The organism is Mycobacterium sp. NPDC049093, assembly GCF_040704635.1.
In the GTDB taxonomy this organism is placed as follows: domain Bacteria; phylum Actinomycetota; class Actinomycetes; order Mycobacteriales; family Mycobacteriaceae; genus Mycobacterium.
On record NZ_JBEZJS010000005.1, the window covers coordinates 528,861 to 555,295 of the forward strand.

At 64.6% G+C, this 26,435-nt stretch carries 29 protein-coding genes, 11 tRNA genes, 1 pseudogene and 1 other annotated feature; of the genes and pseudogenes, 15 read left to right on the plus strand and 26 right to left on the minus strand.

Annotated elements, in window-relative coordinates:
- Positions 1–7 precede the first annotated feature (7 nt).
- The 4 genes from AB0876_RS22815 to AB0876_RS22830 all read right to left on the minus strand — a co-directional run bounded on the left by AB0876_RS22815 (position 8) and on the right by AB0876_RS22830 (position 2,977).
- Positions 8–946, minus strand: coding sequence for a M56 family metallopeptidase (locus AB0876_RS22815; RefSeq protein WP_491842171.1), 939 nt, complete (start codon positions 944–946; stop codon positions 8–10).
- Positions 943–1,317: a BlaI/MecI/CopY family transcriptional regulator gene (locus AB0876_RS22820; RefSeq protein WP_491842208.1), complete on the minus strand. Its 375-nt coding sequence runs from the start codon at positions 1,315–1,317 to the stop codon at positions 943–945. The genes AB0876_RS22815 and AB0876_RS22820 overlap by 4 nt, the downstream gene beginning before the upstream one ends.
- Before the next feature lie 86 nt (positions 1,318–1,403).
- The gene (locus AB0876_RS22825; RefSeq protein ID WP_526042999.1) at positions 1,404–2,243 is read right to left on the minus strand and encodes a cytochrome c biogenesis CcdA family protein; all 840 of its coding nucleotides are present in this window, start codon (positions 2,241–2,243) and stop codon (positions 1,404–1,406) included.
- Complete coding sequence (locus AB0876_RS22830; RefSeq protein ID WP_526043000.1) at positions 2,240–2,977, minus strand: DsbA family protein; 738 nt, start codon at positions 2,975–2,977, stop codon at positions 2,240–2,242. The genes AB0876_RS22825 and AB0876_RS22830 overlap by 4 nt, the downstream gene beginning before the upstream one ends.
- A 107-nt stretch (positions 2,978–3,084) precedes the next feature.
- Between AB0876_RS22830 and AB0876_RS22835 the strand changes: the two genes are divergently transcribed.
- Positions 3,085–3,999: a L,D-transpeptidase gene (locus tag AB0876_RS22835; protein ID WP_526043001.1), complete on the plus strand. Its 915-nt coding sequence runs from the start codon at positions 3,085–3,087 to the stop codon at positions 3,997–3,999.
- Here the strand turns inward: AB0876_RS22835 and AB0876_RS22840 are convergent.
- On the minus strand, positions 3,991–5,595 hold the full coding sequence (locus AB0876_RS22840) for an FAD-binding protein (protein ID WP_526043002.1): 1,605 nt from the start codon (positions 5,593–5,595) through the stop codon (positions 3,991–3,993). The two genes, AB0876_RS22835 and AB0876_RS22840, sit on opposite strands and share 9 nt — an antisense overlap.
- A gap of 90 nt (positions 5,596–5,685) precedes the next feature.
- On the opposite strand from AB0876_RS22840, the gene AB0876_RS22845 reads away from it, so the two are divergent.
- The 6 genes from AB0876_RS22845 to AB0876_RS22870 all read left to right on the plus strand — a co-directional run bounded on the left by AB0876_RS22845 (position 5,686) and on the right by AB0876_RS22870 (position 10,043).
- The gene (locus AB0876_RS22845; protein WP_237165885.1) at positions 5,686–6,285 is read left to right on the plus strand and encodes a TetR/AcrR family transcriptional regulator; all 600 of its coding nucleotides are present in this window, start codon (positions 5,686–5,688) and stop codon (positions 6,283–6,285) included.
- Between the two features lie 54 nt (positions 6,286–6,339).
- Positions 6,340–6,849, plus strand: a complete 510-nt coding sequence (locus AB0876_RS22850; protein WP_526043003.1) for an RNA polymerase sigma factor — start codon at positions 6,340–6,342, stop codon at positions 6,847–6,849.
- A 56-nt stretch (positions 6,850–6,905) separates the two neighbouring features.
- Positions 6,906–7,457, plus strand: coding sequence for a methylated-DNA--[protein]-cysteine S-methyltransferase (locus tag AB0876_RS22855; RefSeq protein WP_526043053.1), 552 nt, complete (start codon positions 6,906–6,908; stop codon positions 7,455–7,457).
- Positions 7,454–8,176 (plus strand): 2OG-Fe(II) oxygenase, encoded by a 723-nt coding sequence (locus AB0876_RS22860; protein ID WP_526043004.1) that lies wholly within the window; start codon positions 7,454–7,456, stop codon positions 8,174–8,176. Before AB0876_RS22855 ends, AB0876_RS22860 begins: the two co-directional genes overlap by 4 nt.
- Positions 8,173–8,454, plus strand: a complete 282-nt coding sequence (locus AB0876_RS22865) for an Ada metal-binding domain-containing protein (protein WP_491842178.1) — start codon at positions 8,173–8,175, stop codon at positions 8,452–8,454. Before AB0876_RS22860 ends, AB0876_RS22865 begins: the two co-directional genes overlap by 4 nt.
- 119 nt (positions 8,455–8,573) lie before the next feature.
- Complete coding sequence (locus AB0876_RS22870; protein WP_526043005.1) at positions 8,574–10,043, plus strand: glyceraldehyde-3-phosphate dehydrogenase; 1,470 nt, start codon at positions 8,574–8,576, stop codon at positions 10,041–10,043.
- On the opposite strand, the gene AB0876_RS22875 is transcribed toward AB0876_RS22870, so the two are convergent.
- From AB0876_RS22875 to AB0876_RS22955, 17 genes are all read right to left on the minus strand, one after another.
- Positions 10,019–10,711 (minus strand): MspA family porin, encoded by a 693-nt coding sequence (locus AB0876_RS22875; RefSeq protein ID WP_526043054.1) that lies wholly within the window; start codon positions 10,709–10,711, stop codon positions 10,019–10,021. The genes AB0876_RS22870 and AB0876_RS22875 overlap by 25 nt on opposite strands.
- A 63-nt stretch (positions 10,712–10,774) precedes the next feature.
- Complete coding sequence (locus AB0876_RS22880; RefSeq protein WP_491842180.1) at positions 10,775–11,455, minus strand: MspA family porin; 681 nt, start codon at positions 11,453–11,455, stop codon at positions 10,775–10,777.
- A gap of 317 nt (positions 11,456–11,772) precedes the next feature.
- Positions 11,773–12,339, minus strand: a complete 567-nt coding sequence (locus tag AB0876_RS22885) for a hypothetical protein (RefSeq protein WP_526043006.1) — start codon at positions 12,337–12,339, stop codon at positions 11,773–11,775.
- A gap of 82 nt (positions 12,340–12,421) precedes the next feature.
- Positions 12,422–13,336 (minus strand): ribonuclease Z, encoded by a 915-nt coding sequence (locus AB0876_RS22890; RefSeq protein WP_526043007.1) that lies wholly within the window; start codon positions 13,334–13,336, stop codon positions 12,422–12,424.
- Between the two features lie 50 nt (positions 13,337–13,386).
- Positions 13,387–13,460 (minus strand) — tRNA-Arg (locus AB0876_RS22895).
- 11 nt (positions 13,461–13,471) lie between these two features.
- Positions 13,472–13,545 (minus strand) — tRNA-Arg (locus tag AB0876_RS22900).
- An 11-nt stretch (positions 13,546–13,556) separates the two neighbouring features.
- A tRNA-His gene (locus tag AB0876_RS22905) sits at positions 13,557–13,633 on the minus strand.
- Positions 13,634–13,635: 2 nt separating this feature from the next.
- Positions 13,636–13,724 (minus strand) — tRNA-Ser (locus tag AB0876_RS22910).
- An 11-nt stretch (positions 13,725–13,735) separates the two neighbouring features.
- Positions 13,736–13,806: transfer RNA gene (locus AB0876_RS22915), tRNA-Glu, on the minus strand.
- A 10-nt stretch (positions 13,807–13,816) separates the two neighbouring features.
- Positions 13,817–13,887 (minus strand) — tRNA-Glu (locus AB0876_RS22920).
- A 4-nt stretch (positions 13,888–13,891) separates the two neighbouring features.
- A tRNA-Gln gene (locus tag AB0876_RS22925) sits at positions 13,892–13,965 on the minus strand.
- Between the two features lie 7 nt (positions 13,966–13,972).
- Positions 13,973–14,057 (minus strand) — tRNA-Tyr (locus AB0876_RS22930).
- A 107-nt stretch (positions 14,058–14,164) separates the two neighbouring features.
- Positions 14,165–14,659: an HNH endonuclease gene (locus AB0876_RS22935; RefSeq protein ID WP_491842183.1), complete on the minus strand. Its 495-nt coding sequence runs from the start codon at positions 14,657–14,659 to the stop codon at positions 14,165–14,167.
- Between the two features lie 35 nt (positions 14,660–14,694).
- Positions 14,695–14,770: transfer RNA gene (locus tag AB0876_RS22940), tRNA-Gly, on the minus strand.
- Positions 14,771–14,778: 8 nt separating this feature from the next.
- Positions 14,779–14,853, minus strand: a tRNA-Lys gene (locus AB0876_RS22945).
- Positions 14,854–14,907: 54 nt separating this feature from the next.
- Positions 14,908–14,992 (minus strand) — tRNA-Leu (locus tag AB0876_RS22950).
- A 518-nt stretch (positions 14,993–15,510) separates the two neighbouring features.
- Complete coding sequence (locus AB0876_RS22955; protein ID WP_526043008.1) at positions 15,511–16,320, minus strand: alpha/beta fold hydrolase; 810 nt, start codon at positions 16,318–16,320, stop codon at positions 15,511–15,513.
- Positions 16,321–16,525: 205 nt separating this feature from the next.
- On the opposite strand from AB0876_RS22955, the gene AB0876_RS22960 reads away from it, so the two are divergent.
- On the plus strand, positions 16,526–17,074 hold the full coding sequence (locus AB0876_RS22960) for an orotate phosphoribosyltransferase (protein ID WP_526043009.1): 549 nt from the start codon (positions 16,526–16,528) through the stop codon (positions 17,072–17,074).
- 29 nt (positions 17,075–17,103) lie between these two features.
- Here the strand turns inward: AB0876_RS22960 and AB0876_RS22965 are convergent, their stop codons facing one another.
- Entirely contained in the window at positions 17,104–17,628 is a 525-nt protein-coding gene (locus tag AB0876_RS22965; protein WP_526043010.1) for a hypothetical protein, read from the minus strand.
- Positions 17,629–17,716: 88 nt separating this feature from the next.
- On the opposite strand from AB0876_RS22965, the gene AB0876_RS22970 reads away from it, so the two are divergent.
- The 4 genes and pseudogenes from AB0876_RS22970 to AB0876_RS22985 form a co-directional block, all read left to right on the plus strand.
- Positions 17,717–18,412 carry a response regulator transcription factor gene (locus AB0876_RS22970; RefSeq protein WP_491842188.1) on the plus strand — a complete coding sequence of 232 codons (696 nt, stop codon included), beginning with the start codon at positions 17,717–17,719 and terminating at the stop codon, positions 18,410–18,412.
- On the plus strand, positions 18,405–19,535 hold the full coding sequence (locus tag AB0876_RS22975; protein WP_526043011.1) for a sensor histidine kinase: 1,131 nt from the start codon (positions 18,405–18,407) through the stop codon (positions 19,533–19,535). Before AB0876_RS22970 ends, AB0876_RS22975 begins: the two co-directional genes overlap by 8 nt.
- A gap of 34 nt (positions 19,536–19,569) precedes the next feature.
- The gene (locus AB0876_RS22980) at positions 19,570–19,785 is read left to right on the plus strand and encodes an HVA1 family protein (RefSeq protein ID WP_526043012.1); all 216 of its coding nucleotides are present in this window, start codon (positions 19,570–19,572) and stop codon (positions 19,783–19,785) included.
- Positions 19,778–20,278 (plus strand): annotated as a pseudogene (locus AB0876_RS22985) (DUF488 domain-containing protein); the annotation flags it as partial. The gene AB0876_RS22980 and the pseudogene AB0876_RS22985, both read left to right, overlap by 8 nt.
- 37 nt (positions 20,279–20,315) lie before the next feature.
- On the opposite strand, the gene AB0876_RS22990 reads toward AB0876_RS22985, so the two are convergent.
- Positions 20,316–21,568 (minus strand): IS3 family transposase gene (locus AB0876_RS22990; RefSeq protein ID WP_526043013.1). Its coding sequence is split into 2 segments (ribosomal slippage): positions 20,316–21,286 and positions 21,286–21,568, totalling 1,254 coding nucleotides; the frame shifts between segments, so codons are not numbered across the junction.
- Positions 21,159–21,287, minus strand: a sequence feature (AL1L pseudoknot). (Overlaps the previous gene by 129 nt.)
- Before the next feature lie 84 nt (positions 21,569–21,652).
- Here AB0876_RS22990 and AB0876_RS22995 point away from each other — a divergent pair.
- Positions 21,653–21,997 (plus strand): MGMT family protein, encoded by a 345-nt coding sequence (locus tag AB0876_RS22995; RefSeq protein WP_491842192.1) that lies wholly within the window; start codon positions 21,653–21,655, stop codon positions 21,995–21,997.
- Between the two features lie 24 nt (positions 21,998–22,021).
- Here AB0876_RS22995 and AB0876_RS23000 read toward each other — a convergent pair whose 3' ends face one another.
- Together AB0876_RS23000 and AB0876_RS23005 are read right to left on the minus strand one after the other, a co-directional pair.
- On the minus strand, positions 22,022–23,797 hold the full coding sequence (locus tag AB0876_RS23000) for a molybdopterin-dependent oxidoreductase (RefSeq protein WP_491842193.1): 1,776 nt from the start codon (positions 23,795–23,797) through the stop codon (positions 22,022–22,024).
- 282 nt (positions 23,798–24,079) lie between these two features.
- Positions 24,080–24,328, minus strand: a complete 249-nt coding sequence (locus AB0876_RS23005; protein WP_526043014.1) for a hypothetical protein — start codon at positions 24,326–24,328, stop codon at positions 24,080–24,082.
- Between the two features lie 598 nt (positions 24,329–24,926).
- On the opposite strand from AB0876_RS23005, the gene AB0876_RS23010 reads away from it, so the two are divergent.
- On the plus strand, positions 24,927–25,619 hold the full coding sequence (locus AB0876_RS23010; protein ID WP_526043015.1) for a response regulator transcription factor: 693 nt from the start codon (positions 24,927–24,929) through the stop codon (positions 25,617–25,619).
- 320 nt (positions 25,620–25,939) lie between these two features.
- On the plus strand, positions 25,940–26,182 hold the full coding sequence (gene mbp1 / locus AB0876_RS23015) for a microaggregate-binding protein 1 (protein ID WP_064937164.1): 243 nt from the start codon (positions 25,940–25,942) through the stop codon (positions 26,180–26,182).
- Positions 26,183–26,435 lie beyond the last annotated feature (253 nt).

Below are 26,435 nucleotides of genomic sequence, written 5' to 3' on the forward strand. Positions count from 1 at the left end.
CCGCCGGTTACGGCTGCAGGGTGCACAACGTCAGAGCGAAGGCGGGTGCAGCAGCCGTCGCGACGACGATGAGCACCATCGCCAGGGACTGTGGGCGCCACCAGATCGCCCGCTGAGGTTGCAGGAGTCGGGCGACCCGGTCGGCCACCGCCGTCCCCGCCGCCGCCAGCACGCCGTCGGGGAGCCGATGCCGGGTACTCAATGCGACGAGGCTGGCCAACAGCGGCTCACGACCGTGTCTGCGGGTGGCCGCGTCGTCGGCGCACATCTCCAGTAACGCCGGCACCGACCGGGCCGCCGCCCGCATCAGGGGCAGCCGCGGCAGCGCCGCGGCGAGGGTGTTCAGCGTCGCGATGACGTGATGATGGCGGCCCCGCAGGTGCGCTCGCTCGTGGGCAAGGACCGCTGCGAGCGCGGGCGGCCTCAGCAACTCCAACGCAGCCGTCGTGACGACGATCGCGCGGTGCCGGCCGCCGGACACGCAGTATGCCGCGGGCTGGTCGGCCGTGATGGCGATGACGCCATCGTGGCCGGTGGGCCGGCCGATGATCCGGACCGCTTCTGCGTGTTCACGATTGGCGCGCCGCGTTCGGTACAGCGTGACGATCACACGGCGCGTGGTGTTGGTCGCCACTGCGGCAGTGACTGCAAGCAGGGCGACGACCAACACCGTCGCCACGGTGGGCGGTAACGTCACCGCGCCGGCGATCCCCAGTGCCTCGACGCAGAACGTCGGTGCGGTGTGAGTGATCAGGCTGTGGGCGGCACCGGCGATCAGGATCACCAACGCCGCCACCCAGGCGAATGACGCGGTGGCGACGACCACCAGCCAGCCTGCCACCGACAGTCTGGGATGCACGTTGGCCGAGATCGGGCCGGTGAACACCACCGGCGCCAGCCAGCTCAGCGCCATCGCGTAACCGAGGAGAAACGTGACCGCGTTCATCGTGACTGCTCCTCGGTGAACCGCTTGAGCGCCTGCCGGAGTTTCTTCGAGTCGTCGTCGACGATCTGCTCGAGGAAGAAGTTGAGGATCAGCTCACTGTCGCCGCCGGATTCGAACACCGTGCGCATCAGCTGCGCGGAGTGCTCCTCACGGGTCATCACCGGCCGGTAGCTGTACGCCAGACCGATCTTCTCCCGCTCCAACCAGCCCTTTCGGAACAGGTTGTCCATGGTCGACATGACCGTGGTGTAGGCGATCTGTCGCTTGGTGACGAGCTCGTCGTGCACGCTGCGTACTGTCGACGGCTCCGCACGTGACCAGAGCACTTCCATCACCACAGCTTCGAGATCGCCAAATCCTTTGATTCCCATATTCATTTACCGCCTGCGTGGGTGCGCCGTCACCAGTTGGTGGTTCCGCGCATCAAACCTATGTAGCGCGATAGTAGCTTCTCGGCTCATCTGACCGTGCTCTCAGTCTCGGCGCGCTTCCGCCACATCCGGATCGACCTCCACACGATCAGTGCCAGCACGACGCCCAAGATCAGCCGGAGATCACTGACCCCCGACGACAGCTTGCCCAGCCAGACTTGCAGGTCGTACTGCGCGTCGACGGACAGCAGGCCGCCGAGATTCGCGGTGCCGTCGGTGAACAGGAACAGCCCGCCGAGAACGATGAAGATCGCCCCGGTGAGCAGCGAGGTGGTGTGGGTCTCCAGCGGGCCCAACCGCACCGGCCGGCCCCGCAGCCAGGTGCGTTTCGACAGGTTGAAGCGGTCCCACAACCAGGCGAGTAGGAACAACGGTGCCGCCATGCCGAGGGCGTAGACCGCCATCAGCAGTGCCCCGTAGGCCGGGTCGGCGCCCATCGCCGACATGGTCAGGACCGCGCCCAGCAGTGGGCCTGCGCAGAAGCCCGCCAGTCCGTACACAGCTCCCAATGCGAGCACCGACACGGTGCTGGAGATGTTGATCCGGGCCGTCATCCGTTGCACACCCGAAAGGCCGAATCCCTTGCCCAGCAACGTCATCAGGCCGAATCCGATCAGGACCAGGCCTCCGACCATGGTGACTTCACTGCGATAGCGAGTGACGACGCTGCCCAGCGCCCCGACGCCCGCGCCCAACGGCACCAGCACCACACAGAGACCCACCCAGAACGCCACAGTGCGCTGGACCAACAAGCGCGTCCGATCGAAGGCGTAGGCAAAAAACGACGGCAGCAGCAGCGCCGAGCACGGGCTGAGCAACGAGGCCAACCCACCGAGGAAGGCTCCGAGCAGACCGACGCCGCTCATCGCTTGGCCAGCGCCCCGTCGATGGCCCGCACGAAATCGTCTGTGGGCTGCGCGCCGAGCATGGGCACGTCGTCGATCAGGAAGGCCGGGGTGCTGGGGACGCCGATCCCGGTGCCCTGCGCCAGATCGGCATTGATGGCGTCGTCGAAGGTGCTGCCGCGCATTGATGCGGTGAACCGGTCGATATCGGGGACACCGGCCTGCCTGGCGAAACCGATCAGGTCCTCGTCCGTCAGGTCGGCCTTCGACCGCTCCGGCGCGGCCGCATAGACGGCCCGGTTGAACTCCCAGAACCTGCCCTGCTCGGCCGCCGCGCGCCCGGCGCGTGCTGCCGCCATGGACTGCGGGCCGAAGATCGGGTAGTCACGCCACTCGATGCGGAGTTGGCCGGCGTCGACGTAGCGCTTGACGAGTTCGGGCTCGGTGTCCCGGCTGAACTTGGCGCAGAACGGGCATCGATAGTCGGAGAACACCACCAACGCCACGGGTGCGTCGGGATCCCCCATCGCCAGCGGGTCGCCGGGCTGGCGGCGTTCCACCGGACTGTGCCCCCGGTCGGCGCCGCCCGCCGCCCCGGGCGCCTGCGACGTCGCCGCCGGGTCCGCCGCGGGTGCCGCGGTGACGGAGTCAGTGCCGGGACGTATCAGCAGGTAGGCGATCAGCGCGGCGCCGATGACAATCAGGACTCCGATGAAGATGAGGTCCTTCTTGACACTCTCTCGCCGTCCACTCACTGTGCACCTCCATGCTAGCCTCGCCCTACGTAGCTACGCCGTAGCTACGTATTCCGTTCTAGCACACTGCGCCGCCGGGATGCGGCCGACAGATGGGAGGCGCCGAGATGTTGGCGGCTGCACCGCGGAGGCGACCACTACCGATCCTGTCGCTGGCCTTCATCGTCGCCATCGGCGCGACCCTCTGGCTGACCCGGCCGACGTCGATGCCCACCGAACTCACCGCCGGCGAACAGGCCCAGGTCAGCTTCACCGCGACATCGGGTGCCACCTTGGTCGACGGAGGGACCTACGGTGTCGGCACGGTGATCGTCGCCAACTTCGACGAACCGGTCGCCGACCGCATCGCAGCGGAAAAGCGGCTATCGGTGAAAACCGATCCGCCCGTTGACGGTTCGTGGTACTGGATGGACAACCGGCACGCCCACTGGCGGCCGCAGAGCTACTACCGTCCCGGCACCGAGGTGGTCGTAGCCGCCGACGATAGGGGTGCCGGCCGGGTTTCCTTCCGGATCGGAGAGTCGCACGTATCCGTCGCCGACGACGCCACCAAACAGATTCGCGTCTACCGCAATGACGAGCTGGTCCGCACAATTCCGACCTCCATGGGCATGGGTGGATCAGAAACCGTTGCCGGAAAGACCATTTCGTTCTGGACTCAGCCCGGCGTCTATACGGTGATGGACAAGTCCGACACCGTGGTCATGGATTCCTCGACCTACGGCCTGCCCGTCGCCTCACGGCTGGGTTACAAGGTGACCGTCAACAACGCGGTCCGGCTGACCAACAGCGGTATCTACGTCCACCAACTCGACAGCACCATCTGGGCGCAAGGCAAGACGAACACGTCGCACGGATGCCTGAATGTCAATGCGGACAACGGGCGGTGGTTCTACGAGTTCTCCCAACCCGGAGACGTATTCGAGGTCCGCAACACCGGCGGCGACCCGCTGCCCATCTGGCAGAACGGCGACTGGGGCGTGCCGTGGGACAAGTGGCTCGACGGCAGCGCCCTACGGTGACGGCGTGGGTTCCATCGCGACGGCATGTTCTGCGGCGCGACGGCCCGAAAAGACACAGTCGGCGATCGACAACCCACTGACGTACGAGTTCACGCACAGTCCGATGGCCGTGCGTCCCGCCGCGTAGAGACCCGGAATCGACTCGCCCGCAGGAGTTGTCACCGCACCGGTGAGTTCGTCGACGATCAGCCCGCCGAGGGTGAACATCGGGCACGGGTTGAGCAGGCTGCGTCTGATCGATATCGAGATCAGTGAGAACGGTCCCTGTTCAACAAGTTTGACGAACTCGGCCGGCTTGCCCATCGGATCCTGCAGCCCGCCCGAGGCGGCGGTGTTGTGGGCCGCGACGGTGGCCACCAAACCCGCCGGGTCGACGCCGGCCTTGGCGGCAACCTCTTCCAAGGTGTCGCCCACGACCCGGTCGGTGCGCAACATGGCTTCCATCTGCAGGCGCTGGAACCAGATGGCCTGCTCGGGAAGCTGGGCTCGCGCCTGCTTGAGCAGCCGGTCGTCGGCCAGGATCCAGCCGCGACCACCGTGGTCGGCAATCATGGCGTGCCCGACGGCGGCGCCGTAACGGGTCTCGTCGATGAATCGTTGTCCGTGTTCATCGACCACGAGGGCACCCAGGAACGCGCTGGGCGGGGTGATGAAGCGCCATGCCGATACGTTGTCGAGGCGATCGACCGCGGCGCCGACCTCGGCGGCCAGCGCGATACCGGAGCCGTCATCTCCGGTGGTGCCCAGCTGCAGTCCTTCGCGGTACGCCGGTGCATGCTCGGCGATGAGCTCGCGGTTGGCGATGTATCCACCCGCACTGAGAATGACCGCCTTGCGCGCATGGATGTCGACGGTGCGGGCATACCGACTTTCCAAGCGGTTCAACCGCTTTTCCATCGCGGCGCGCAGCGGCGGATAGTAGATGCCCGGTTTGACCGCCAGCTCGGCGTACGCGCGGTAGCGGCGCCGAACCCACGCCGGTGCGTGCGCCAGGGTGCTCGTCCGCACACCCACCACCCGACCGCTGGGTTCGGTCAACAAAGCGACAGCGCGGGTGAGGAACTGTGTGCGCACGCCGTGTGCTGCTGCCGAGGCAGCGAGGGGCTGATAGATCTTCTTGCCCGAGGCCCCCGGCCCCTTGGCCCGGTGACCGCGTTGCGCCGGCGGGGTGATCTCGCGAAAGCGCCCGGAGTTCTCGCTGCCCGAGTAGTACAGGTAGTACTTGTTGTTCGGATACGACGTCTTGTACGGACAGACCGAAGCCTCGAACGGCACGCCGTGTTCGGTGAGCCAGTCGATCATCGCGGGACTGTCGTCGACGAAGCGTCGCAGCGTCTCGGGACGCACCGCGTCGCCGATCTCGGCCTGCAGGTAGGCGTACATGGCATCGGCGTCGTCGTCGACCCCGGCCTGGCGCTGAACCCACGTGCCGCCACCGGCATAGATGATGCCGCCGGATACCTGCGTCGCGCCGCCGCCGTTGAACCGGTCGATGGCCAGGACATCGGCGCCTCTCGAACGCGCCTCCAGTGCTGCGCAGACGCCCGCGGCTCCGTATCCGACCACGAGGACATCGGTTGTCTGCGCCTCTGCCATGACTCTCCTGCACATCGTTATCACCGAACTAGACACCTAGTTTGTACTCAAAGTACAAACTCTGCGCAAGGAGGCTCGTAGACTGCGCTCGTGGCTGAACTGACCGGACGCACCGTGCCTCCTGCGGTGGCCGAAAAGCTGTACGCAGCGACGGACCTCATCGCCACCCGTGGGCTGCAGAAGACCAAGATCGAGGACATCGCTGCGGCATCGGGCGTCCCGAAGGCCACGCTGTACTACTACTTCAAGGGCAAGGACGACATCCTCGCCTTCCTGTTCCGGGATTCTCTCGATGCGCTCGCCCGTGACGTTGCCGCGGCCACCGATGCTCCCGGGCCGGGCAGAGACCGGTTGGCCGCCGTGGTCCAGGTCCAGATTGCCCACACCATGGGCCGGCCGGGCACCAGCCAGGCGCTCGTCGGCGACCTCGGGCGCGCCATCCGCCTGCCCGATCTCGCGTCGGCAGTGCAAGAGGCTTTCTACGAACCCATCGCCCGGGTGCTGAAAGCCGGGGCCGCCGACGGTTCACTGCGAAGTCTTGCCGACCCCGAAAGCTCCGCGATCAGCATCTTCGGGGCGATCATGATGACCGCCGCGCTGCACAGCGTCATCAACTCGACCAAGACCCAGCACGAAATCGCCGAAGAGGTCATGGATTTCATCCTCAACGGCCTCGCGCCGCCGAGTTGACGTCCATTCCAAACTGGGATCTCACGAAACCTGCGGTCGGAGCGTCTACAGAACGTGAAAGCCAAACAGCCCTTCGAGACAGTGGTCGATGACCACGGCCCCACGGTACTGCGGGTGTGTAGGGCCGTCGTCGGACCGATCGACGCCGACGACGCGTGGTCGGAAACGTTCCTGGCCGCGATGAAGGCCTATCCGGACCTTCCGGCTGACGCGAACATCGAAGCCTGGCTGGTGACGGTCGCTCACCGTAAGGCGATCGACATCACCCGAGCCCGGTCGCGGCACGCGATCCCCACCGACACCGTGCCCGAGACACCCACCGCACCGCAGTACGACCGCGACGACGACCTGGCCGACGCGCTCGAGCGCCTACCGACCAGACAGAAGCAAGCCGTGGCCTACCACTACCTGGCCGGACTGCCCTATGCCGACATCGCGGCCATCCTCGGCGGCAGCACCGATGCTGCCCGGCGCGCCGCCGCCGACGGCATCGCGGCCCTCAGACGTACCTATCGCAGCGGCTCCGCCGCCATCAATCCCTCCCGGAGAGGAGAAACCCGATGAACACCGACCACGACCTCATCCACGATCTGGCGCAGATCGCCGACGGCACCGACCGCATGGCCACCCTGCGGACCCGACTGGCCGTTGCCGCCGATCGCGACGGCATTCTCGACGTCGCCTACCGAATCGTCGACAGCCCGGTGGGCCCCCTGCTGGTGGCCGCCACCGACCAGGGCCTGGTGCGTGTCGCCTATGCCAGTGAAGACCACGACGCCGTCCTGCAACAGCTCGCCGACAAGATCAGCCCGCGCATCCTGCGCGCACCGACGCGGCTCGACACCGTGGCCCGGGAACTCGACGAGTACTTCGCCGGTATCCGCCGCACCTTCGACATCGTGCTGGACTGGCGGCTGTCCGCGGGATTCCGCAGCACGGTGCTGCACCACCTCCCGGAGATCGGTTACGGGCATACCGCCAGCTACGCAGCTGTGGCCCAGCTCGCCGGCAACCCCAAAGCCGTACGTGCCGTGGGGACGGCCTGCGCCACCAATCCCCTGCCGGTCGTCGTGCCCTGCCACCGCGTCGTGCGCAGCGACGGTGCGATGGGCGGCTACCTCGGAGGTGTGGAAGCCAAACGACTTCTGCTGGATCTGGAGTCCGCCGCATGAGCGCCGCAGGTGGGCCGTTCGCAGGCCGCGTGGCCGCAGCCGACTGGGACGCGATCCGTTCGGACCTCGACAGCGTGGGCTGCGCCCTCACCGGTCCGCTGCTCACCGCTGCCGAGGCCGACCGGATCGCCGCGCTCTACCCCAACGAGCACCGGTTCCGCTCCACGATCAACATGAGCCGGTACCGCTTCGGGGAAGGCGAGTACCGCTACTTCGCCGATCCCTACCCCGACCCGGTCGTGGCGCTCAAGCACGCGCTCTATCCCCGGCTGTTGCCGATCGCGCGCGACTGGTGGACCAAACTTCGCCGGGGAGCGCCCTGGCCCGACGATCTGGACGACTGGCTGGACATGTGCCACGCAGCAGGGCAGACCAAGACCACCGCGATCCTGCTCAGGTACGAGGCCGGTGGCTGGAACGCCCTACATCGAGACCTGTACGGGGAGCTGGTCTTTCCGCTGCAGGTGGTCATCAATCTCACCAGCCCCGGCGTCGACCACACCGGCGGGGAGTTCCTGCTCTACGAACAGCGGCCGCGCGCGCAGTCGCGCGGTACCGCCACCGTCATCCCGCAGGGGCACGGCCTGGTCTTCACCACCCGGGACCGGCCGGTGCCCTCGGCCCGCGGGTGGTCGGCAGCGCCGGTGCGGCACGGGGTTTCCGTGGTCCGTAGCGGTACGCGATTCACGCTGGGGCTCGTCTTCCACGACGCCGCATGACGTCAGACATCAAGCGGTACACCTTGATGGGAGCGGACGGTCGCCCATACCGCAGCGTCACACCCGGAACCCTGGGCGGGCATCGCGGCGGCAAGCTCTACGGCCGTCTGGACTGCCCGTCGGCCCTGCGAACCATCGCGGCCGGCGGATACGTGCGCAACCGGGTCTTCTTCGCCGACGAGGCAACCGCCGTCTCAGCCGGCTACCGACCCTGCGCGGTCTGTCTGCCCGACGACTACCGGATGTGGAAACAAACGGCGCGCCATTTCGCCCTGTGACCTGGGCCACTGCAAGTTCTCACCGGCGAACCGCGACGCATTGTGAAATCGGACAATGGCTACCATCAAGGCGGTACTCATCCGAGGGGCCAGCCCACACGACCCACAGGACGCTTGATTTGAACTCGCCAGAACTCGCCCATTGGAATGCTCAGGAAGCACTCGCGGAGGCGATGATCCCGATCATCGGCAACCTGTACCGGGCGAAGGGCGTGACAGTCCTGCTGCACAGCCGGTCGCTGGTGAACAGGTCCGTCATCAAGATCCTGCGGACCCACCGGTTCGCGCGACAGGTCGGCGGTGAGGAACTGTCGGTCGAAGAGACCTTCCCCTTCCTGCAGGCACTGGCCGAGCTGGACCTGGGCCCGTCGAAGATCGACCTCGGCCTGCTGATCATGGCGTACCGCGCCAGCGATGCGGGGTTGTCGGTACCCGAGTTCACCGCGCAGGTCCTCAGCGACGTGACCGGCGAAAACAAGAGCGAACCCCAGGGTCCGCGGGATGTGGTGCTCTACGGGTTCGGCCGCATCGGCCGGCTCGTCGCGCGCCTGCTCATCGAGAAGGCCGGCTCCGGAAACGGCCTCAACCTGCGCGCCGTGGTGATCCGCAGCAACGGGGAGGGCGACCTCGCCAAGCGGGCGTCGCTGCTGCGCCGCGACTCGGTGCACGGCCAGTTCGACGGCACGATCAAGGTCGACACCGAGACCAACAGCCTGATCGCCAACGGCAACGTCATCAAGTTCATCCACAGTGACGACCCGGCGACCGTCGATTACACCGAGTACGGCATCGACAACGCGATCCTGATCGACAACACCGGCAAGTGGCGTGACCGCGACGGCCTGTCCAAGCACCTGCGCCCCGGCATCGCGAAGGTCCTGCTGACCGCCCCGGGCAAGGGCGACGTCCCGAACATCGTGCACGGGGTCAACCACCGCACCCTCGACCTCGAACAGCAGATCTTCTCGTGCGCGTCATGCACGACCAACGCGATCGTTCCGCCGCTCAAGGCGATGGACGACGAGTACGGCATCGCCCGCTGCCACGTGGAGACCGTGCATTCGTTCACCAACGACCAGAACCTGCTGGACAACTATCACAACGCCGACCGCCGCGGCCGGTCCGCGCCGTTCAACCTGGTCCTGACCGAAACCGGTGCGGCCTCCGCTGTCGCCAAGGCCATGCCGGACCTGAAGGCCAAGATCAGCGGTAGCTCAATCCGCGTTCCCACCCCGGATGTCTCGGTGGCGATCCTGAACATGCAGCTGCACCGCCCGACGACCAAGGAAGACGCCCTGGAGTACCTGCGCCAGGCGTCCCTGGCGGGACCGTTGAGCCGCAACCTGGACTACACCGCGGCGACCGACGCAGTGTCGAGCGACTTCATCGGCTCACGTGCGGCCAGCATCATCGACGCCAACGCGACGATCGTCGACGAAGACAACGTGATCCTCTACGTCTGGTACGACAACGAATTCGGCTACTCCTCCCAGGTGGTGCGCACGGTGCAGTACCTGTCGGGCATTGAGTACCCGACGTATCCGCAGATTCGGGCCGAAGCCGATCAGACGGTCTTGGTCACGCCGTAGTAGGCGACGACGTCTTGGGACCCCGGGGCGGCGCTGGTCAGCTTTGCGAATGACCGCAGAAAAGACTGGCCGACGCACCCATCGATCTTGATGTGCACGTCTTTGAGCGTGACCCGGGAATCCTTGCCTTTGAACTTCATTTCGGTGACCGAGACGTCGATGACCTCGCCAGGTTTCGGTCGCACTTCGACATTGCCCTGAATCGGTGCACTGATCCCGCCGAGGCCGGTCCGGCTGACCGACGAGGAAAGGCCGAGGCTGCCGGTCAAGCGAACCGAGCTCAGCTCGATACCACAGCCGATCTGGTAGCCCGCCTCGAGCGTGCCGCCCTGCAACGACGCAGTGCCGCTGCCGCTGATGTTGCCGGTGAATGTCCCCCCGGCGAGGTACTCACGCGATGAGGTCGCGGTGGTCAGGGCCGGGATCGGCAATTGCGTCTCGTCCTTGGCAGCGAGCTTCAACACCCAACCATCAGGCGTCGTGACCACGGACGGTTCCGCGGAGCCGACGGCCCCGGTGTCCGGCGGTGTTCCGGATTCGGGAGCGGCGGGCGGCAGAGCATCTGCGCTCGGCTCGTGCGGCACGACGGGTTCGGGAGCGGCGGTCGCGTAGGGCGCCGGCACCACCAGCGCACCGGCCAAAAACAGCGCGGCAAGGATCTTGGTCATGTCGGTTGTTGACACCTCTCGGAACGTAAACGATTGAGCGAGTGCGAATTTGAGGCACGGACGTCACACGGCCTTGGTCACGCCCACGTAGGAGACGACGTCCTGCGTGTCGGCGGTGGAGCTGGTGAACGTCGCGTATGAGCGAATGAAGGACTGACCGACGCAGCTGTCGATCTTGATCCGCAGGCCGGTGATCGTCACGCGTGCCGTATCGCCGTCGTATTGGATCTTCGTCACGGGGACGACGGACGCCGTACCCGGCTTGAGAGTGGGGCGGATCTGCGCGAACAGTCCACCTCCGACGCTCGGCACGCCCACAGAGCTCAGCGAGGGCGTGATATTGCCGCCGAACCTGGCATCTACGACATCGGCACTGATGCCACAACCGATCTGATAGCCGGCCTCCAGCGTGCCACCGGCCAGCGCGGCCTTGCCGGAGCCAGTGACCTCGCCCAGAAACGTTCCGCCCACCAGGTATTCACGCGAGGACATGGCGGTGGTCAACGGAGCTACGTCGAGCTGCGTTTCGTTCACCGCCTTGACCGAAAGCGTCCAGCCCTCCGGTGTCGGCAAGATCCCGGGTGCCGCCGACGGGACGGCGCCATTATCCACTTCGGGTGCAGGTGCGACATCGGGCACCGGCGGAGCTGGAATCGGCTGGGCTCCAGCCTGGTTGGCACCGGAAAGAGAAGCAAAGGCGCCGAGAGAACAGGCGACAGCCAGTGGGACAAGAGTTTTGAGCATGGTACGGCGGCAGGCCTCTCAGTATTCGAAGAATTCTTCCCGAGGGAACGTAGCAGCGCCCGCAAAGCCATGTCACCAGCCATGGACCAGTTACCCATAAACAGTTGGGAGACAGCATTTCCCGTAGGTGAATGACGGGGAAACTGTGCCTGGACATTAACCAGTCGCAACAAATGACAAGCCATCACACTGATGTAATACTGTGCTCCACAGGAATTTTCCGCACCACTGTTGCGAAAACCGTTAGAAATTCAAGTACTGACGCCAGGAAAGACCAGCGCCCACCGAGACAGACGCGGCAAGAGCGCCCGCTGGACCTACGTCCCCAAGCGCCCCGGGGTGACGGCGATCCGGCTGATCGCGATGCCGATGCTCACGGCGATGTACTCGCGGGCCGTCATCGCAGCATCATCGCGGCTGACGGCGGTCACGACTAGATCGAGTTCGGAGATCCGCACCCGGTAGCCGTGCCGCGTGGGTTCGACCTCGATGGTGAAGCGGTGATCCGGTAGCGGCATCGGCCGCGGCCGAAAATACCTCATGTTCAGAGATTCCAGCAGACAGTCGATCTGGTACTGCTCACGGCGTTTGCGTCTGATGGCTTCACGAAGACGTGGCATCCGACGCCGGTGGCGATCGTCGGCCGAGTGTCTGACGAACAGTTCGCAGTCACGGGCCAACTCCTCTTCGATCTCAGCCCGCTGCGACTCCAGGAGTCCCCGGTAGTAGCGAGCCTGCCGCAGCTCCTGCTGACGGGTCAGCTGGACGACCTCGTCACGCTCCGTTGCGGTGTCGAGTCTCTCGGGCCCATCGGCAACGCTCAACGCTCGGATCGATGCAGTGCCGGCACGCTGCTGATCGCAGGAGGGGACCGACATCGTCACCCTGACATTCTGCGGACAATAACGGCGTAGGCCGGTGACTTCATATCAACTTCATGTCATGCGGGCGGGGATCCGTCGCCCCTCATAACCGTCGGGGAACCCGGATCCTGGCCAGGTCCTCGGCCGTGATCACCTCGCCGCCGAATACCTCGGCCGCTTCGTCGTGATGACGCCGAGCGTCGTCGTAGCGCTGAGAGAAATGAGTGAGCACCAGCCGCCGCACGTTGCTCTCGGCTGCGACCTGGCCGGCCTGCCGCGCGGTCAGATGGCCGTAGCGCGAGGCCAGCTCGGCGTCCCCGTTCAGGAACGTCGCTTCGATCACCAGCAGGTCGGCATCCTCGGCCAAGGCGTACACGGCGTCGCACAAGCGCGTGTCCATGATGAAGGCGAAACGCTGGCCCCGCCGAGGCTCACTGACGTCGGACAGCTGTACCTCTCGATCCCCGACGCGCACTTCCCCAGCCTTCTGCAGTTCCCCTACCAGCGGTCCGGCGATCCCGAAACGTGCCAGCGACTCAGGCACCATCCGCCGGCCATCGGGCTCGACGAACCGGTAGCCGACGGAGGACACCGAATGATCGAGCGTGCGCACCTCGAGATGGCCGAAGGGGCCGTCGGCGACCGGGCCGTCGGCGCTGACCGGGTGCTCCTGCACGTCCAATGTGTCGTGGAAGATGCTCGCGTGCCGAAGCCGGGTGAAGTACTCCTGGCCGGAGGCTGGGTAATAGGCGTGAAGCGGATGCGACACCCCGTCCAGCGACATGCGTTGCAGGATTCCCGGAACCCCGAGGCAGTGGTCGCCATGAAAGTGGGTCAGGCACAGCCGGGTGACGGCACTGGCCGAAACCCCTGCGAGGAGAAACTGACGCTGCGTTCCCTCTCCAGGGTCGAACAGCAAGCCCTCGCCATCCCAGCGCAGCAAATATCCGTTGTGATTGCGGTGGCGTGTCGGCACCTGGCTGGCGGTACCGAGCACGATCAACTCGCGGATCGACACGCTTCCGACAGTACGGTGCAGTTCACGCAGTCGGGCACCGATCGCGCGCGCGCCCGCGGCTGGACTCGAACCAGCAACCTCCTGTTTCGTAAACAGGCGCTCTCTCCATTTGAGCTACGCGGGCATCCCGTGCCGTGCCCCTGGACGGACTCGAACCGTCAACCTTCGCCGTCGGAGGACGACGCTCTGTCCGTTTGAGCTACAGGGGCATAGGCATGAGTGGGGTGGCGGACGGGATTCGAACCCGTAACAACCAGGATCACAACCTGGCGCTCTACCGGATTGAGCTACCGCCACAGCGGAAGTGGAGGGAGTCGAACCCCCAAGCCGCGGGGACGCCGCGACGACGGCTTAGCAAGCCGCTGCATTACCTTTCTGCCACACTTCCCGGACTGCGTGTACCCCGCGCGGGACTCGAACCCGCTCCGCCGCCGTGAAAGGGCGGCAGACTACCCATATCCGAACGGGGCCTGTGCAAGGTAGTCCGTAGGAGAGTCGAACTCCTGCCGTCTGGTTGAGAACCAGGTGTGCTGCCATTACACCAACGGACCTGCGCTGCCCGCTCAGGATTCGAACCTGAAACCATCTGGATCAGAACCAGACGCATCTACCAATTGTGCTAGCGGGCAATAAAAGTGGTCTGCGCGGAGGGATTCGAACCCCCTGAGCCGAAGCAACTGGTTTACAGCCAGCCGTGACACACCGTCGTCACCGCGCGCAGATGCCCCCCCGACTGGCTCTACTACGAGGGAGTTGATCGCTCGGGCGGGCGGGGCAGACGACTTCCGCTCATTGCGTCGTCTGCCCCGCCGGGGAGAGCCTCACTGGTCAGGCCATCGCCGGTACGTAGTAGCGGTCCCGCTCACGCGGCTCGTACGGTTCCCAGAACAACCGCATCCCGGCCTCTTCGGGAGTGCGATTCCTCTTGCGGCCGTTACACGGTGCGCACGCGGCGACGAGATTCAGCCAGGTGTTCTGGCCACCACGCGACTCAGGTACGACGTGGTCCAACGTGTCGCCGTATCCGCCGCAGTACGCGCAGGTGTAGCCGTCACGTTCCAGAACCCCGACGCGCGCTGCCCGATGGCCGGGACGGTACGGCACGTGGATGTACTCGCGTAGCGCGACCGAGGCCGGCAGCTCGATGACCGTCGACGGGCTGTGTATGTGTACGGCTGGGCTGTGGCGCTCGATCGCGTAGACCGAACCCCGCAGCAGCAGCCGTACCGCCTCCTGCCAGGTCACGTGGGTCAGCACGCGGTAGTCGGCGTTATATACCGTCACGGCCTGCTGACGGTTTGTGGGTTGACGAAAGTGCTTCATGACCGCGTGCCTCCTCTCTGATTCTCGTTCTTCTGTGGAACCGCTGACGGGGCTCGAACCCGCTCTGCCAGTTTGGAAGACTGGCGTGCAAACCTGTTACACCTCAGCGGCATGAATATTGGTGCGCCGTAGGGGTTTCGATCCTCCGTCCCCAGATTAAGAGTCTGGTGCTATTCCAACTCAGCTAACGGCGCGTGCATGAGTGCCGGTCGTGGAGAGTGGTACACGATTCACCGACGACCTGACAGTGCGCTCGGCAGGAGTTGAACCTGCATGCCCGTGTAGGACACCCGGGTCTGAGCCGGGCGCGTCTTCCAGTTCCGCCACGAGCGCGGATGCCACATTCTGTAGTTTTCAAAGATCCGACGGGACAATGCATTTCGATGTCACGCCGTGTTGCACACGTTCATTCGTGCGCCTTGCCGCCAACAGCATGCGCTGCCGAACTGCAATTGTCGAACCTATTTTTTCCCGTAACTCACTATGCCCCAACATAATTGGGCGCAACAAACCACAGAAACGTCAGGCAACGTTCCTGTCAGCGACAACGGTGAGGTTGAGAGATCTGTGAGATTGTTCTTCAGGCCCATGCTCCCGGCCGGGGCGCGCACCCACTGAGCGAGTGGAAGTCTGCAGACGTGTTGACCGGAAGCAACGGCGATGCCACAGGACAGTGCGCTCGACCGACTGCCGGTCAATGTCTTTGGTGCCCTCGAGGCCCGCGCATGACAAACTCGCCGTGGATGCGTCGCGCATCCCGGCGAGCAGCACATAGGCGTCGCAGAACATGGTCACGACGTGACGGTAACACCGCATCGGGAGAGGTCCCAGCGATTTTTGGGTGGGATGGCTCAGGTGCGGCGCTCGATCACAAACCTGCGGATACTGGCATTGACCTCGTCAGGAAGCTCGATCGGTAGCGCATGTGAGGCGTCCAGCCACAGCTGATACTCCCAGTCAGGCACCACCGCGAGTATCCGCTGGAGCCCTTTTGACGAATTGTGAACCGTGTTGCCTGCCAGGAGAACTTGCGACGGAATACTCACCGAACGTAGGACCCGACCGCTCACGAAGAGCGGAGCCGGCGTTCCCAGGGGTGGCGCGTAGGCCGCGAATCCCGCGAGAAACAGCCCTGCCAGCTGGTCGACAAAGCTGCCCGGCTCGGGGTCACCCGTCACCCACGCCGCAGCGCGTTGAGCACGCACCGACCGCGGCCACGACGTCGCGATCACCAGGTTCGTCCAGAACCTTGCCGAGATACGGGCGACGGTGCTGGCTGGGTCGATCAAAGTCATCGTCGCCAACCGTTGGGGAAAGCGTGCAGCTGTATGTGTAGCGAGCCAACCCCCGTAGGAGTACCCGACCAGATGCACATCCTGCAGACCGAGTCCACCGAGAACGTCGTCAATGCAGCGCGCACAATCAGCTGAAGTGCGCATCGCTTTCGACTGCCTGCTCGCTCCGGGCTGGCCGGGCATGTCGATTGTGTAGACGGTGAAATCGCTTGCCAAACTGGCTACCTGGTACGCCCACATCGCGGAAGTAAGAAAATAGCCGTGTAAAAGCACGATCGGCACTCCACCGACCGGGCCGTGCTGGTACACCCGGACGATGCCGAACTTCGTCGCCACATCGTGCATGGCATCGGCCGGCGGACTCACAGCCCGCAGCTCCTCATACACGTCCAAATAGCACAGCCGGGCAGGTGCGCTCCTGAATCCAGCGTGAGCACTACCCAACAACGCAGCCCCCTCCCACCGACGGTGACACAGTTACAGACGACGCCGTTCCGTACGAGGAATCCAACCCCAGATCTCGCGTGCGTGACAGCCCCACACGCCGCCCCAGTGCTGATCTAGTGCCACGATGAACAATATGGACCGCGAACTGCTCGCCGTGGATGTGAACCGCGCCTGCCGGCTTCAGGGACAATTTCAGCTTCGATCAGGCCAGATCTCTCACGAGTACTTCGACAAGTACCTGTTCGAGTCGGACCCTCAATTGCTCCGACGCGTGTGCGAAGCAATGGTTCCGCTCATTCCCGCCGAAACCGACCTGCTCGGCGGCCTGGAACTGGGCGGCATCCCATTGGCCACCGTCTTGAGCCAATTGACCGGCATACCAACACTATTCGTACGGAAAGCCGCCAAGTCCTACGGCACCTGCAGGCTCGCCGAAGGTGCCGACACCGCCGGAAGAACGATCACCCTCATCGAGGACGTGATCACCACCGGCGGTGCCGTGCGCGATGCAGCTCAGGCCCTACGCAGTGAGCACGGCAGCGTCTCGACCGTAATCTGCGCGATCAACCGAAGTGCTGATCCCAGCACCGTCCTGAACGACGTCGCACTGACCGTTCGAGCTGTCTTGACGAAAGACGACCTCGACGCCGCCCGACCAAGCGCAACAGATTAACTCGACGTCAACCCCGAGCCTCTTGGTTCTCAGCCCGGCCGGCCGGTTCCCTGAGGTGGCAGCGCGGCGGCGAAGAAGTCGTGGCACGCCTCGACCGCGGGCTTCAGCTCGGGAATGCTGCCGGCGCTGACGTCGCCACGCATCCTCGAGGTATCGATGAGCGGATCGCGTGCGGTGGCCGGGTCGGGGAAGTCCGCCACGCCATGGTCGCGCACGCATTGCGCAAACTTGAGTGCCGAAGCTTGCTGCGCGGGCGTGCGCTGGGCGTCGGACCAAACCGAGGGCTGCAGATCCGCACATGCACCGACCGCGTACTCCCACGTAGCCTTCGGCACGGAGATCCCTCCGTAGGGTATTTGACCTTGTGCGTTGGGGTTTGGGAAGTCCGCGACACCGTTGGCCCGCATGCACTCGGAGTACTTCGTTGCCTGTTGCTGACCGTCCGGGTCGGCGACGGCAGGCGCGGCGACGGCCAAACCAGCCGAGCCGATCAAGACGGCCACGGCGAGAGTGACGAGCGGGCGTCGGTTGTGTGCTGAGTTGTTGTTTGTCATGGCCGCCAGTCAAGGCCCGACGGCGTTGTCGGCACGTATGCGATTTTCGATATGCCGACGATATGGACGAGCTCGTAGCGTGGAGAGCATGCGTGTGCTGGTCGTCGAAGACGAGCCCTACATGGCGACGGCCATCCGCGACGGCCTGCGGCTGGAGGCGATCGCCGCCGACATCGCCGGTGACGGGGACACCGCGCTGGAGTTGCTGAGCATCAACACCTACGACATCGCCGTACTCGACCGCGACATCCCCGGCCCCTCGGGCGACGAGATCGCTCAACGCATCGTCGCCTCGGGCAGCGGCACACCGATCCTGATGTTGACTGCTGCAGACCGGCTCGATGACTTGGCCTCGGGCTTCGAACTCGGTGCCGACGACTATCTGACCAAGCCGTTCGAACTACGAGAGCTCGTGCTGCGCCTGCGAGCACTCGACCGCAGACGCGCCCAGAGCAGGCCTCCGGTGTGGGAGATCGCAGGCCTACGGCTGGATCCGTTCCGGCGCGAGGTGTACCGCGACGGCCGATATGTCGCCCTCACCAGGAAACAGTTCGCGGTGCTCGAGGTTCTCGTCGCGGCCGAAGGCGGTGTCGTCAGTGCCGAAGAGCTCCTGGAGCGGGCGTGGGATGAGAACGCCGACCCGTTCACCAATGCCGTGCGCATCACCGTGTCGGCGCTGCGCAAACGCCTCGGCGAACCCTGGATCATCGCGACAGTGCCCGGCGTCGGCTACCGCATCGAGAACGCAGCAGGCTCCGGACCGGGGGAACGAAACGATGGATAGAGCACCAGGATTGAGCCTTCGACTCAAACTCACCCTCAGCTACGCCGGATTTCTGATGCTTGCCGGCGCCCTGCTGCTCGCCGCCGTGTGGATTTTCCTGCTGCGGTACGTGCCAGACCGGATGATGATCATCCCGGGCAGTACTGACATCGAATTCCCCAATGACGTGTTCCCCATCCGGTCCAGGCTCCTGCACGTTTTCGCCCCCAGAGCCGCCGTCGTGATGGCGTTCCTGCTTGTGTTCGGTCTGGTCGGCGGGTGGCTGCTGGCCGGCCGAATGCTCGCACCCCTGACGCGCATCACTGCCGCCACCCGTTTGGCCTCGAAAGGTTCCCTGTCACATCGAATCCGGTTGTCGGGCAGACGAGACGAGCTTCGAGAACTCGCCGACGCCTTCGACACCATGCTCGAACGGCTCGAAGCACACGTCGCCGAACAGCAGAGGTTCGCCGCCAACGCCTCCCACGAGCTACGCACCCCCTTGGCGATCACGCAGACCCTGCTCGATGTGGCCCGCAAGGATCAGGACCGCGACACCGATGAACTGCTCGAACGCCTGCACGCCGTCAACACCCGGGCGATCGACCTCACCGAGGCACTGCTCCTGCTAAGTCGTGCCGATCAACGGTCCTTCGTCCGGGAACAGGTCGACCTGTCCCTCATCGCCGAAGACGCCACCGAAACACTCCTGCCGCTGGCAGAACGACATGCCGTCGTCATCGAGACGTCCGGCGACGTGGCGCCCACCACCGGCTCGGCCACACTCCTGCTGCAGCTGGCCACCAACCTGGTGCACAACGCCATCGTGCACAACCAGCCCGCACGCGGAACCGTGTGGGTCACCACGAGCGTTCACCCCACCTCGGTGATGCTTTCAGTCGAGAACACCGGCGACAAGCTCACCGTGCCAATGGTTTCCACGCTGGTCGAGCCGTTTCAACGCGGCCGTGAACGCACACGTACCCACGACGACGGTGTCGGACTCGGTCTGGCGATCGTCAACAGCATCACCCGCGCCCACGAGGGAACCCTCACGCTCACTCCGCGCCCCGCCGGCGGGCTGTGCGTCGTGGTGCAGCTGCCCACGAAGACAGCGATGACGACGACCGTCAGCCGGCAGTGATGATTGAATGATGCAAGCGTCATAGGGAGTTGCGATGCCTGACACATTCAATGTCGGTGACCACGTGATGTGGAACTCGGAGGCCGGCCACGTCTCCGGCACGGTGACGAAGGTCCACTCGCAGGATTTCGAGTACAAGGGCCACACTCATCGGGCCTCGCCGGAAGATCCGCAGTACGAAATCAAGAGCGACAAGACCGACCACGTCGCCGCCCACAAAGGCAGCGCACTGCGGCTCGTCGATGAGTGAACCCATCTTCACGATCGGACACTCCACGCGAACGTTCGCCGAGTTCGCGGCGCTGCTCCGCGACGGCGGCGTCCAACAGGTGGTTGATGTTCGCAAACTCCCCGGCTCCACTCGGTATCCGCAGTTCGACCGGGACGCACTTTCGGCCTCCCTCGGCGAGGCGGGCATCGGATACCAGTACGCCCAAGGGTTGACCGGGCGTCGTTCCGTGAACACCGAAGTACCCTTCGAGGTCAACGGGTGGTGGAAGAACCGCAGCTTCCACAACTATGCCGATCATGCGCTGTCCGACGACTTCCGCCGCGCCTTCACTGAGCTACGCGGGTGGGGACACGCCTCACGGAGCGCCGTGATGTGCTCCGAGGCGGTGTGGTGGCGGTGCCACCGCCGGATCATCGCCGACTACCTACTCGCCCACGACGAGACCGTGCGTCACATCGTCAGCCCCGGTCATGTCGATACTGCGCAACTCAGCGCCGGCGCCGTCATCGGACCTGCCGACACTGAATCGCCCCGGCATGTCCGGAGACCTACTGGTTTGAGAACTCGGCGGTGTGCTGAGTTCGGTGGTGACGGTAGTACAGGGCCTCGCACTCGGCCGGTGGCATGTCCCCGCAGTACTCGTAGATGCGGCGGTGGTTGAACCAGTCCACCCATTCCAAGGTGGCGACTTCGACCTGGTCAACGGTGCGCCACGGACCCTGGGCCTTGATCAGTTCGGTCTTGTAGAGACCGTTGATCGTCTCGGCCAGGGCATTGTCATACGAGTTGCCGGTAGCGCCGATCGAGGCGTCGATGCCGGCCTCCAGAAGCCGGTCGGTGAACGCGATCGACGTGTACTGGCTGCCGCGATCGTTGTGATGGATCAACCCGGTCAGATCCTCAATGCCCTCGCGCTGGCGGGTCCAGATCGCGTGCTCGATGGCATCAAGCACCAGCTGTGAGGTCATGGTCGTTGCAGTACGCCACCCCACGATCCGACGGGCATAAGCATCGATCACGAACGCCACGTACACCCACCCCGACCACGTCGAAACATAGGTAAAGTCCGCTACCCACAACGTGTTTGGCGCGTTCGGGCTGAAATGTCGGCCCACCAGATCATCGGGTCTGGCCGCTTGCGGGTCGGCGATCGTGGTGCGCTTGACCTTCCCTCGCCGCGCTCCGTGTAGGCCGAGTTCGGGCATCAAACGTTCCACCGTGCAGCGGGCCACCTCGATGCCCTCGCGGCGGCATTGCAGCCAGACCTTGCGCGCCCCGTAGACGGCGTAGTTCTCGCGGTGCACGCGGGCGATCTCGACCTTGAGTTCCTCATCACGCACCTGGCGCTTGGACGGTTGCTGCCGGCGAGCGCAGGCGTCGTAGTAGGTAGACGGCGCGATCTTGCAACCATGTGCGGACAGCACACGGCAGATCGGCTCGACGCCGAAGGCCTGCTTGTGGGTGTCGATGTAGTCGACGATCACCGATTGCGGCGGTCGAGCTCCGCCGCGAAGAAAGTCGATGCTGATTTCAAAATATCGTTGGCGCGCTTGAGTTCTCGATTCTCAGCCCGCAACCGCCGCAGCTCCGCAGCCATGTCACTGCTCACCCCGGGACGGTTACCCGAATCGACCTGCTCTCGGCGCACCCAGCTCAACAGTGTCTGGGGCGTACCGATACCAAGCTTGGCCGCTACCGACTCGATAGCCGCCCACTCCGACGAATACTGATCGCGCACCTCCGCGACCATCCGCACCGCACGCTCACGCAGCTCGGTCGGGTACTTCCTCGAACCTGCCATGACTCCATCCTTCACAAGAGATGAAGTCTCCGGACTCACCGGGGCGGTTCACACAGTCACCTACCCAGCCGCCGGATTAGGGCCATGACCAGGCGAGAAGAACTCAATGAGGCGGTATGCGCGGTCCTGGACGATATCGAGCCGGGCTACGTCGCGACCTACGGCGACGTCGGCCGCCGATTGGGGATCTCGCCACGGCAAGCGGGACGCGAAGTGAGCAGAGTGCCCGACGATGTTCCGTGGTGGCGCGCCGTGCGTGCCGACGGCACGCCCGCAACCTGCCGCGGTGGTAACGCTCTTGCGCTGCTCGAATCCGAAGGAGTCCCGATCCGGGCCGGACGCGTCGACCTGACCCAAGCCCGTTATCCGTGGAATCTTCCACGCGTTGAGGGCCATGCTGCTGATTGCGACGATCCTTCCTCGTCGTAGATGTATCGAGGTCGGTGAACTCGTCTAGATCGGCATGCGGTAACCGTAGTATTCGTGGTCCTCGTTGTAGCCACCATGCCCCCAGCCGACGTCACGGAAGTCGGCGACGAATTCGATGGCTTCGATCCATTTGACCTGTTTGAAACCGAGTTCGAGCTCGTTGCGCAACCGCAGCGGGGCACCGTGAGCTTCGCAGAGCGGCTGTCCGTTCATCTCGTAGGCCAATAAGGCCATCGGCTCACGCATGTGCTCGATGCGGTGGCAGTCGTAGTAGCGCCCGTGACCGGGTTCGGCACCCTCGGCGAACGAGTAGAACACCACCCATTTGGCCTCCGGCAGCGGGTGCACCATGGCCAGGATGTCGGCCATCGCGACACCACCCCATTTGGCCACCCCGGACCAGCCCTGAATGCAGTAGTGCTGGGTGATCTGTTCGTGTTTGGGCAGCGCCAACAAACCTGAATACGACAACTCCAGCGGAGTCTCCACCAGCCCCTCGATGCGCAGCATGTACTGCGACCAGCCACCTTGTTGCAGCCAGCGGTAGTGGTCGGAATCGGGCAAGGTGCCGTTGACCCACAGGTAGGGCGAGATGTCCTTGTCGGTGTACGACGCTCGCGGGTGGGCTCGTTCCATCCAGGCTTTGGCCCACCCCACGATGAAGCGGCCGGTGTTTTGCACCACTCTGGGGTACCGGATGGTGACGGGTGATGCCGCCAACCACAGCGTAGTCACCACCGCAGCGGCCACACCGAATATTGCCAGGGCCCAATATGATTCGGTGTCGGTGCCCAGCGTCATGTGATTGAGGTTTTCCACCGCGCCGGTGGTGAACACCATGGTCACGTGGGCCACAATGAAGGTCACCATCCACAGCCACACGGCGAAGTGCACGGTGCGGGCGGCCTGTCGGTTGAGGGGTCCGCGTCCGGTGCCCAACCGCGCAGCGACAGCTGGCGCCTGCAGCAGGCCAGTGAGAAACGCCAGCGGTGCGGCGACAAACACCGTGATGAAGTAGGCCAGCATCTGCAGCCCGTTGTAGGCGATGAACCCGTGGTTGTCGGGAAAATCCAGCGAGGCGTACTGCACCGCGGTGGACAGCGCATTCGGGAACACCTCCCAGGACTGAGGCACGATCCGCTGCCATTGCCCGGTGCTGAACAACAGCACATAGAACAACACCCCGTTGACCAACCACAGCAGGTCGAAGCTGAGATGCCACCACCGGGCCAGCCCGACTGAGTGACGAAAACCAGGAATTCCCAACCACTTCGGCAGTGTTACCGCATCATCCTTGGAGGTCCACACCTTCGGCGGGTCGCTCTTGTCCCTGCGGTCGGCGGGCACTTCGCCACGCATCCGCAGCCACTCCGTGCCGGGACGGCAGCCTGCGTTCAGATAAAGCCGGGGATGGTCAGCCAGGATCTGCAAGCCTGACCGCAGGATGAACATCATGAAAATGATGTTGAAGAAGTGTTGCCAGCGCAGCCAGGCTGGGAAACCGCTGGTCACCTCGGATGCAAAGCTCGGCGAGGTACCCGGATAGCGGGTGATGAAGTCCTGCATCCAGCCGTACTCGCGCAGTTCCTGGGCCACAGCGACGACCAGTATCAGCACAGTCACACCGATCGGCAGCAGCCACAAGGCGCTGATCCAGTGCCGCCCCAGTCGGACCGTTGGGAATCGGGCCGGCACTTGGGGGATGCCGCCGCCGAACTGACGCTCATCGATGTGGTCACGCAACACAGCCCGGGGCTCATGCGGATCCCACAACGTCGCCAGCCGATTACTCGTTGTCATATCCCCGACCTCCTGCACGCGACCACATATGTCGGCCAATCATGTGGTTTCCCAACCGGGTTGACCTCAAGCGTCCGCCGTCAGATCCAGCCAATCGATCGCAGATCCGGCTGCGTGGAGTGCACGGTCGGCCAGCTTCCATACGTTTTGATACGGCTTCTGCCAGGCTAGTGCTGCGACCTGAGTGTTGCCTGTGGCAAGCCTGGCTGGATGAAAGGGTGCAGGAGGGCGGCGTCCACGACGGTTCCCCCGCCACCGTGGACGCCGCCGCTGGTCAAGCGGTTACAGGATCCACGGGAAGGACCCGTACATCGGGAAGTTGTTGACGAACGGCGGAGCGTCGTTGATCTGCGCGTTACCCGGCGAGACGCAGACACTGCCCGCATTGGTGAAGTTGCAAGTCTGCGGGGCCGGCTGGATGTGCTGGACCGCCGCCGGTGCATCGCCCGGCGTGGCGCCGGCCAGCGGAGCCACAATGACTGACCCGGCCACGCTGACCGCGCCCAGCACGGACAGAACGGTTATTCGCATAATGAGCCACCTTCCCTATGCCAGCAAGGTCTCACCGCCCGCCAGGCTCGGACGTTGCGTGTGCCGTATTAGCGCAGCGGCGGTACGTTGCCCCACGATCCGTAGGGACCGTTAGCGCCGACGCCCATTCCGGGGCTCGTACTGGGCGGCTCTGAGTACACCTCAGCATTGCCCGGACTCTCGCACACCACTGAGCCGCCACCATGCGTGCAGTTGGACGCGGGTTCTGCCAAAGCACTTGGTGCGACGGCGATTCCCATTGCCAAACCAACACCTGCGACTGCCGACGCCACGGCAACCGGCATCATCGATCGTTTGGGCACTGTGTTCACAATCCACGCTCCTTCGTCGATTTTGCCTCTGCCATCCAGGGTTCCCATCGAGGGCGTCGAAATCACTGGTGCTGGCCCCCGACTCGGACCCGGCTAGCAGGTAGAGCACCACCAGGTGACCCGGCAGTCGTCCGCCGCCACGCCTGCGGTGATCGCGCGAACCGGCGAGTGGGCGACACCGTGGCGCGGGGAGGAGGAAAATCGTTCGAAACGGGTATTCCCAGCTCAACCAACTGGGGACACGGTCTGTCGTGGAGGGGGGTGCGATGACGGTCCCAACCGATGACTCGTCCTGCTCGACGACGCCTGCAACCGCTGCGCGGGTGATCGTGGCCGGAGACGACGTGCTGGTTCGCGAAGGGCTCGCATGCCTTCTGCAGCATTGGGGTTTCGACGTTGTAGCCAAGGCCAGCTGCGTCGCCCAATTACCACCGCTGGTGCGCATGACTGCGCCTGAACTCGTGGTGATCAGCATTCCCGTGCCGGCCGATCACCCAGACGAATATGAGGCGGCGCGGCTGATCCGCAGCGAATTCCCCCGCGCCGGTGTGCTGGTCCTGTGCGCTCACGTCGAAGTGCAACACGCCATCGATGCACTGTCCGGCGGTGGCGGGATCAGCTACCTGCTCAACAGCCGGGTAGCCGATGTCGAGGATTTCGTCGACATCCTCAAGCGTATCGCCAAGGGCGCCTGCATCATTGGCCCCGCGGTCGCCCAAGCGCTGGTCGCGGCACGCGAAAATCAGGATCCGCTTGCCACTCTCAGCGCGCGAGAACACGAGGTGCTGCGACTGATGGCCGAAGGCCGCTCGAACGCCGGCATCGCCCGCCGGCTCTACCTGGCCGAAGGCACCATCGAAAAACATGTGCACAGCATCATGACCAAGCTCGACATCGTCGAGGCTCCAGATGACCACCGGCGGGTCCAGGCAGTCATCGCCTTCCTTCATGGCCGCTGACCGCCCGGCGTCAGCCAGCCAACTTCCGGCTTAACCGGCGTCGCCATAGGTACCGCACCACGCGTTCGGCACGGGCTCGGTAAGGATTGGCGCAGATGTCACGGCGGTATACCTACCCCGATCAGCCGCTGAGTAATCGGGATGCTCGGCCGGTTGCCCGGCAGTCGGCGGAACATCGAGGAAATCGCCGACAGCAGTGTGAACCCCGTCGCAGCGGAATGGGACGCCGTTTACCACGGCCCCATTTGGGCAATCCTGCTGCCGCTTGGAGAGGCCGAGGCCTCGTGGAACCCGCCAAACACCAGGAACGGAAGGCAAACATGACCGAGAAGAACTCAGGTCCTGAAGAAGGCATCAAGGCCGTCGTCGAGGATGTCAAGGGCAAGGCCAAGGAAGCTGTAGGCACCGTGACCGGTCGCGACGATCTGGTTCGCGAGGGTAAAGCTCAGCAAGACAAGGCCGACGCTCAAAAGGACGTCGCGAAGAAGGAGGCCGAGGCGGAGTCGGCACGGGCCGGAGCCAAGGCGGCCGAGAAGCGGCAAGAGGCTTACCAGCGACCGTAATTCGGGTGTTCGAAGAGATAGCCCAGCCCCCTGCGGGTTGGGCTATCTCTCGCCCAGAGCTTGACGAGTTGCCGATCAAGCTTGTCTGTTGACCAATGCCAAGAGCTTGAGAGGCGCGGCAGCGACGAGGACCGCGACGAGAGCCGAGAGTGTCAACCCCAAGAACGCTGCCGTGAGCGTTATATACATGGCAGTTTGCAGCCGCTCTAGAACACCACTCATGAAGCAACCTTTACGGACGAACTGACGCTCT

Excerpts from the sequence above, each read along its gene's own strand:
- AB0876_RS22815 (WP_491842171.1), bottom strand. The coding sequence starts at position 946 with ATGAACGCGGTCACGTTTCTCCTCGGTTACGCGATGGCGCTGAGCTGG.
- AB0876_RS22820 (WP_491842208.1), bottom strand. The coding sequence starts at position 1,317 with ATGGGAATCAAAGGATTTGGCGATCTCGAAGCTGTGGTGATGGAAGTG.
- AB0876_RS22825 (WP_526042999.1), bottom strand. The coding sequence starts at position 2,243 with ATGAGCGGCGTCGGTCTGCTCGGAGCCTTCCTCGGTGGGTTGGCCTCG.
- AB0876_RS22835 (WP_526043001.1), top strand. The coding sequence starts at position 3,085 with ATGTTGGCGGCTGCACCGCGGAGGCGACCACTACCGATCCTGTCGCTG.
- AB0876_RS22840 (WP_526043002.1), bottom strand. The coding sequence starts at position 5,595 with ATGGCAGAGGCGCAGACAACCGATGTCCTCGTGGTCGGATACGGAGCC.
- AB0876_RS22855 (WP_526043053.1), top strand. The coding sequence starts at position 6,906 with ATGGCCACCCTGCGGACCCGACTGGCCGTTGCCGCCGATCGCGACGGC.
- AB0876_RS22860 (WP_526043004.1), top strand. The coding sequence starts at position 7,454 with ATGAGCGCCGCAGGTGGGCCGTTCGCAGGCCGCGTGGCCGCAGCCGAC.
- AB0876_RS22865 (WP_491842178.1), top strand. The coding sequence starts at position 8,173 with ATGACGTCAGACATCAAGCGGTACACCTTGATGGGAGCGGACGGTCGC.
- AB0876_RS22875 (WP_526043054.1), bottom strand. The coding sequence starts at position 10,711 with ATGACCAAGATCCTTGCCGCGCTGTTTTTGGCCGGTGCGCTGGTGGTG.
- AB0876_RS22880 (WP_491842180.1), bottom strand. The coding sequence starts at position 11,455 with ATGCTCAAAACTCTTGTCCCACTGGCTGTCGCCTGTTCTCTCGGCGCC.
- AB0876_RS22935 (WP_491842183.1), bottom strand. The coding sequence starts at position 14,659 with ATGAAGCACTTTCGTCAACCCACAAACCGTCAGCAGGCCGTGACGGTA.
- AB0876_RS22960 (WP_526043009.1), top strand. The coding sequence starts at position 16,526 with ATGAACAATATGGACCGCGAACTGCTCGCCGTGGATGTGAACCGCGCC.
- AB0876_RS22965 (WP_526043010.1), bottom strand. The coding sequence starts at position 17,628 with ATGACAAACAACAACTCAGCACACAACCGACGCCCGCTCGTCACTCTC.
- AB0876_RS22970 (WP_491842188.1), top strand. The coding sequence starts at position 17,717 with ATGCGTGTGCTGGTCGTCGAAGACGAGCCCTACATGGCGACGGCCATC.
- AB0876_RS22975 (WP_526043011.1), top strand. The coding sequence starts at position 18,405 with ATGGATAGAGCACCAGGATTGAGCCTTCGACTCAAACTCACCCTCAGC.
- AB0876_RS22980 (WP_526043012.1), top strand. The coding sequence starts at position 19,570 with ATGCCTGACACATTCAATGTCGGTGACCACGTGATGTGGAACTCGGAG.
- AB0876_RS22995 (WP_491842192.1), top strand. The coding sequence starts at position 21,653 with ATGACCAGGCGAGAAGAACTCAATGAGGCGGTATGCGCGGTCCTGGAC.
- AB0876_RS23000 (WP_491842193.1), bottom strand. The coding sequence starts at position 23,797 with ATGACAACGAGTAATCGGCTGGCGACGTTGTGGGATCCGCATGAGCCC.
- AB0876_RS23005 (WP_526043014.1), bottom strand. The coding sequence starts at position 24,328 with ATGCGAATAACCGTTCTGTCCGTGCTGGGCGCGGTCAGCGTGGCCGGG.
- AB0876_RS23010 (WP_526043015.1), top strand. The coding sequence starts at position 24,927 with ATGACGGTCCCAACCGATGACTCGTCCTGCTCGACGACGCCTGCAACC.
- mbp1 (WP_064937164.1), top strand. The coding sequence starts at position 25,940 with ATGACCGAGAAGAACTCAGGTCCTGAAGAAGGCATCAAGGCCGTCGTC.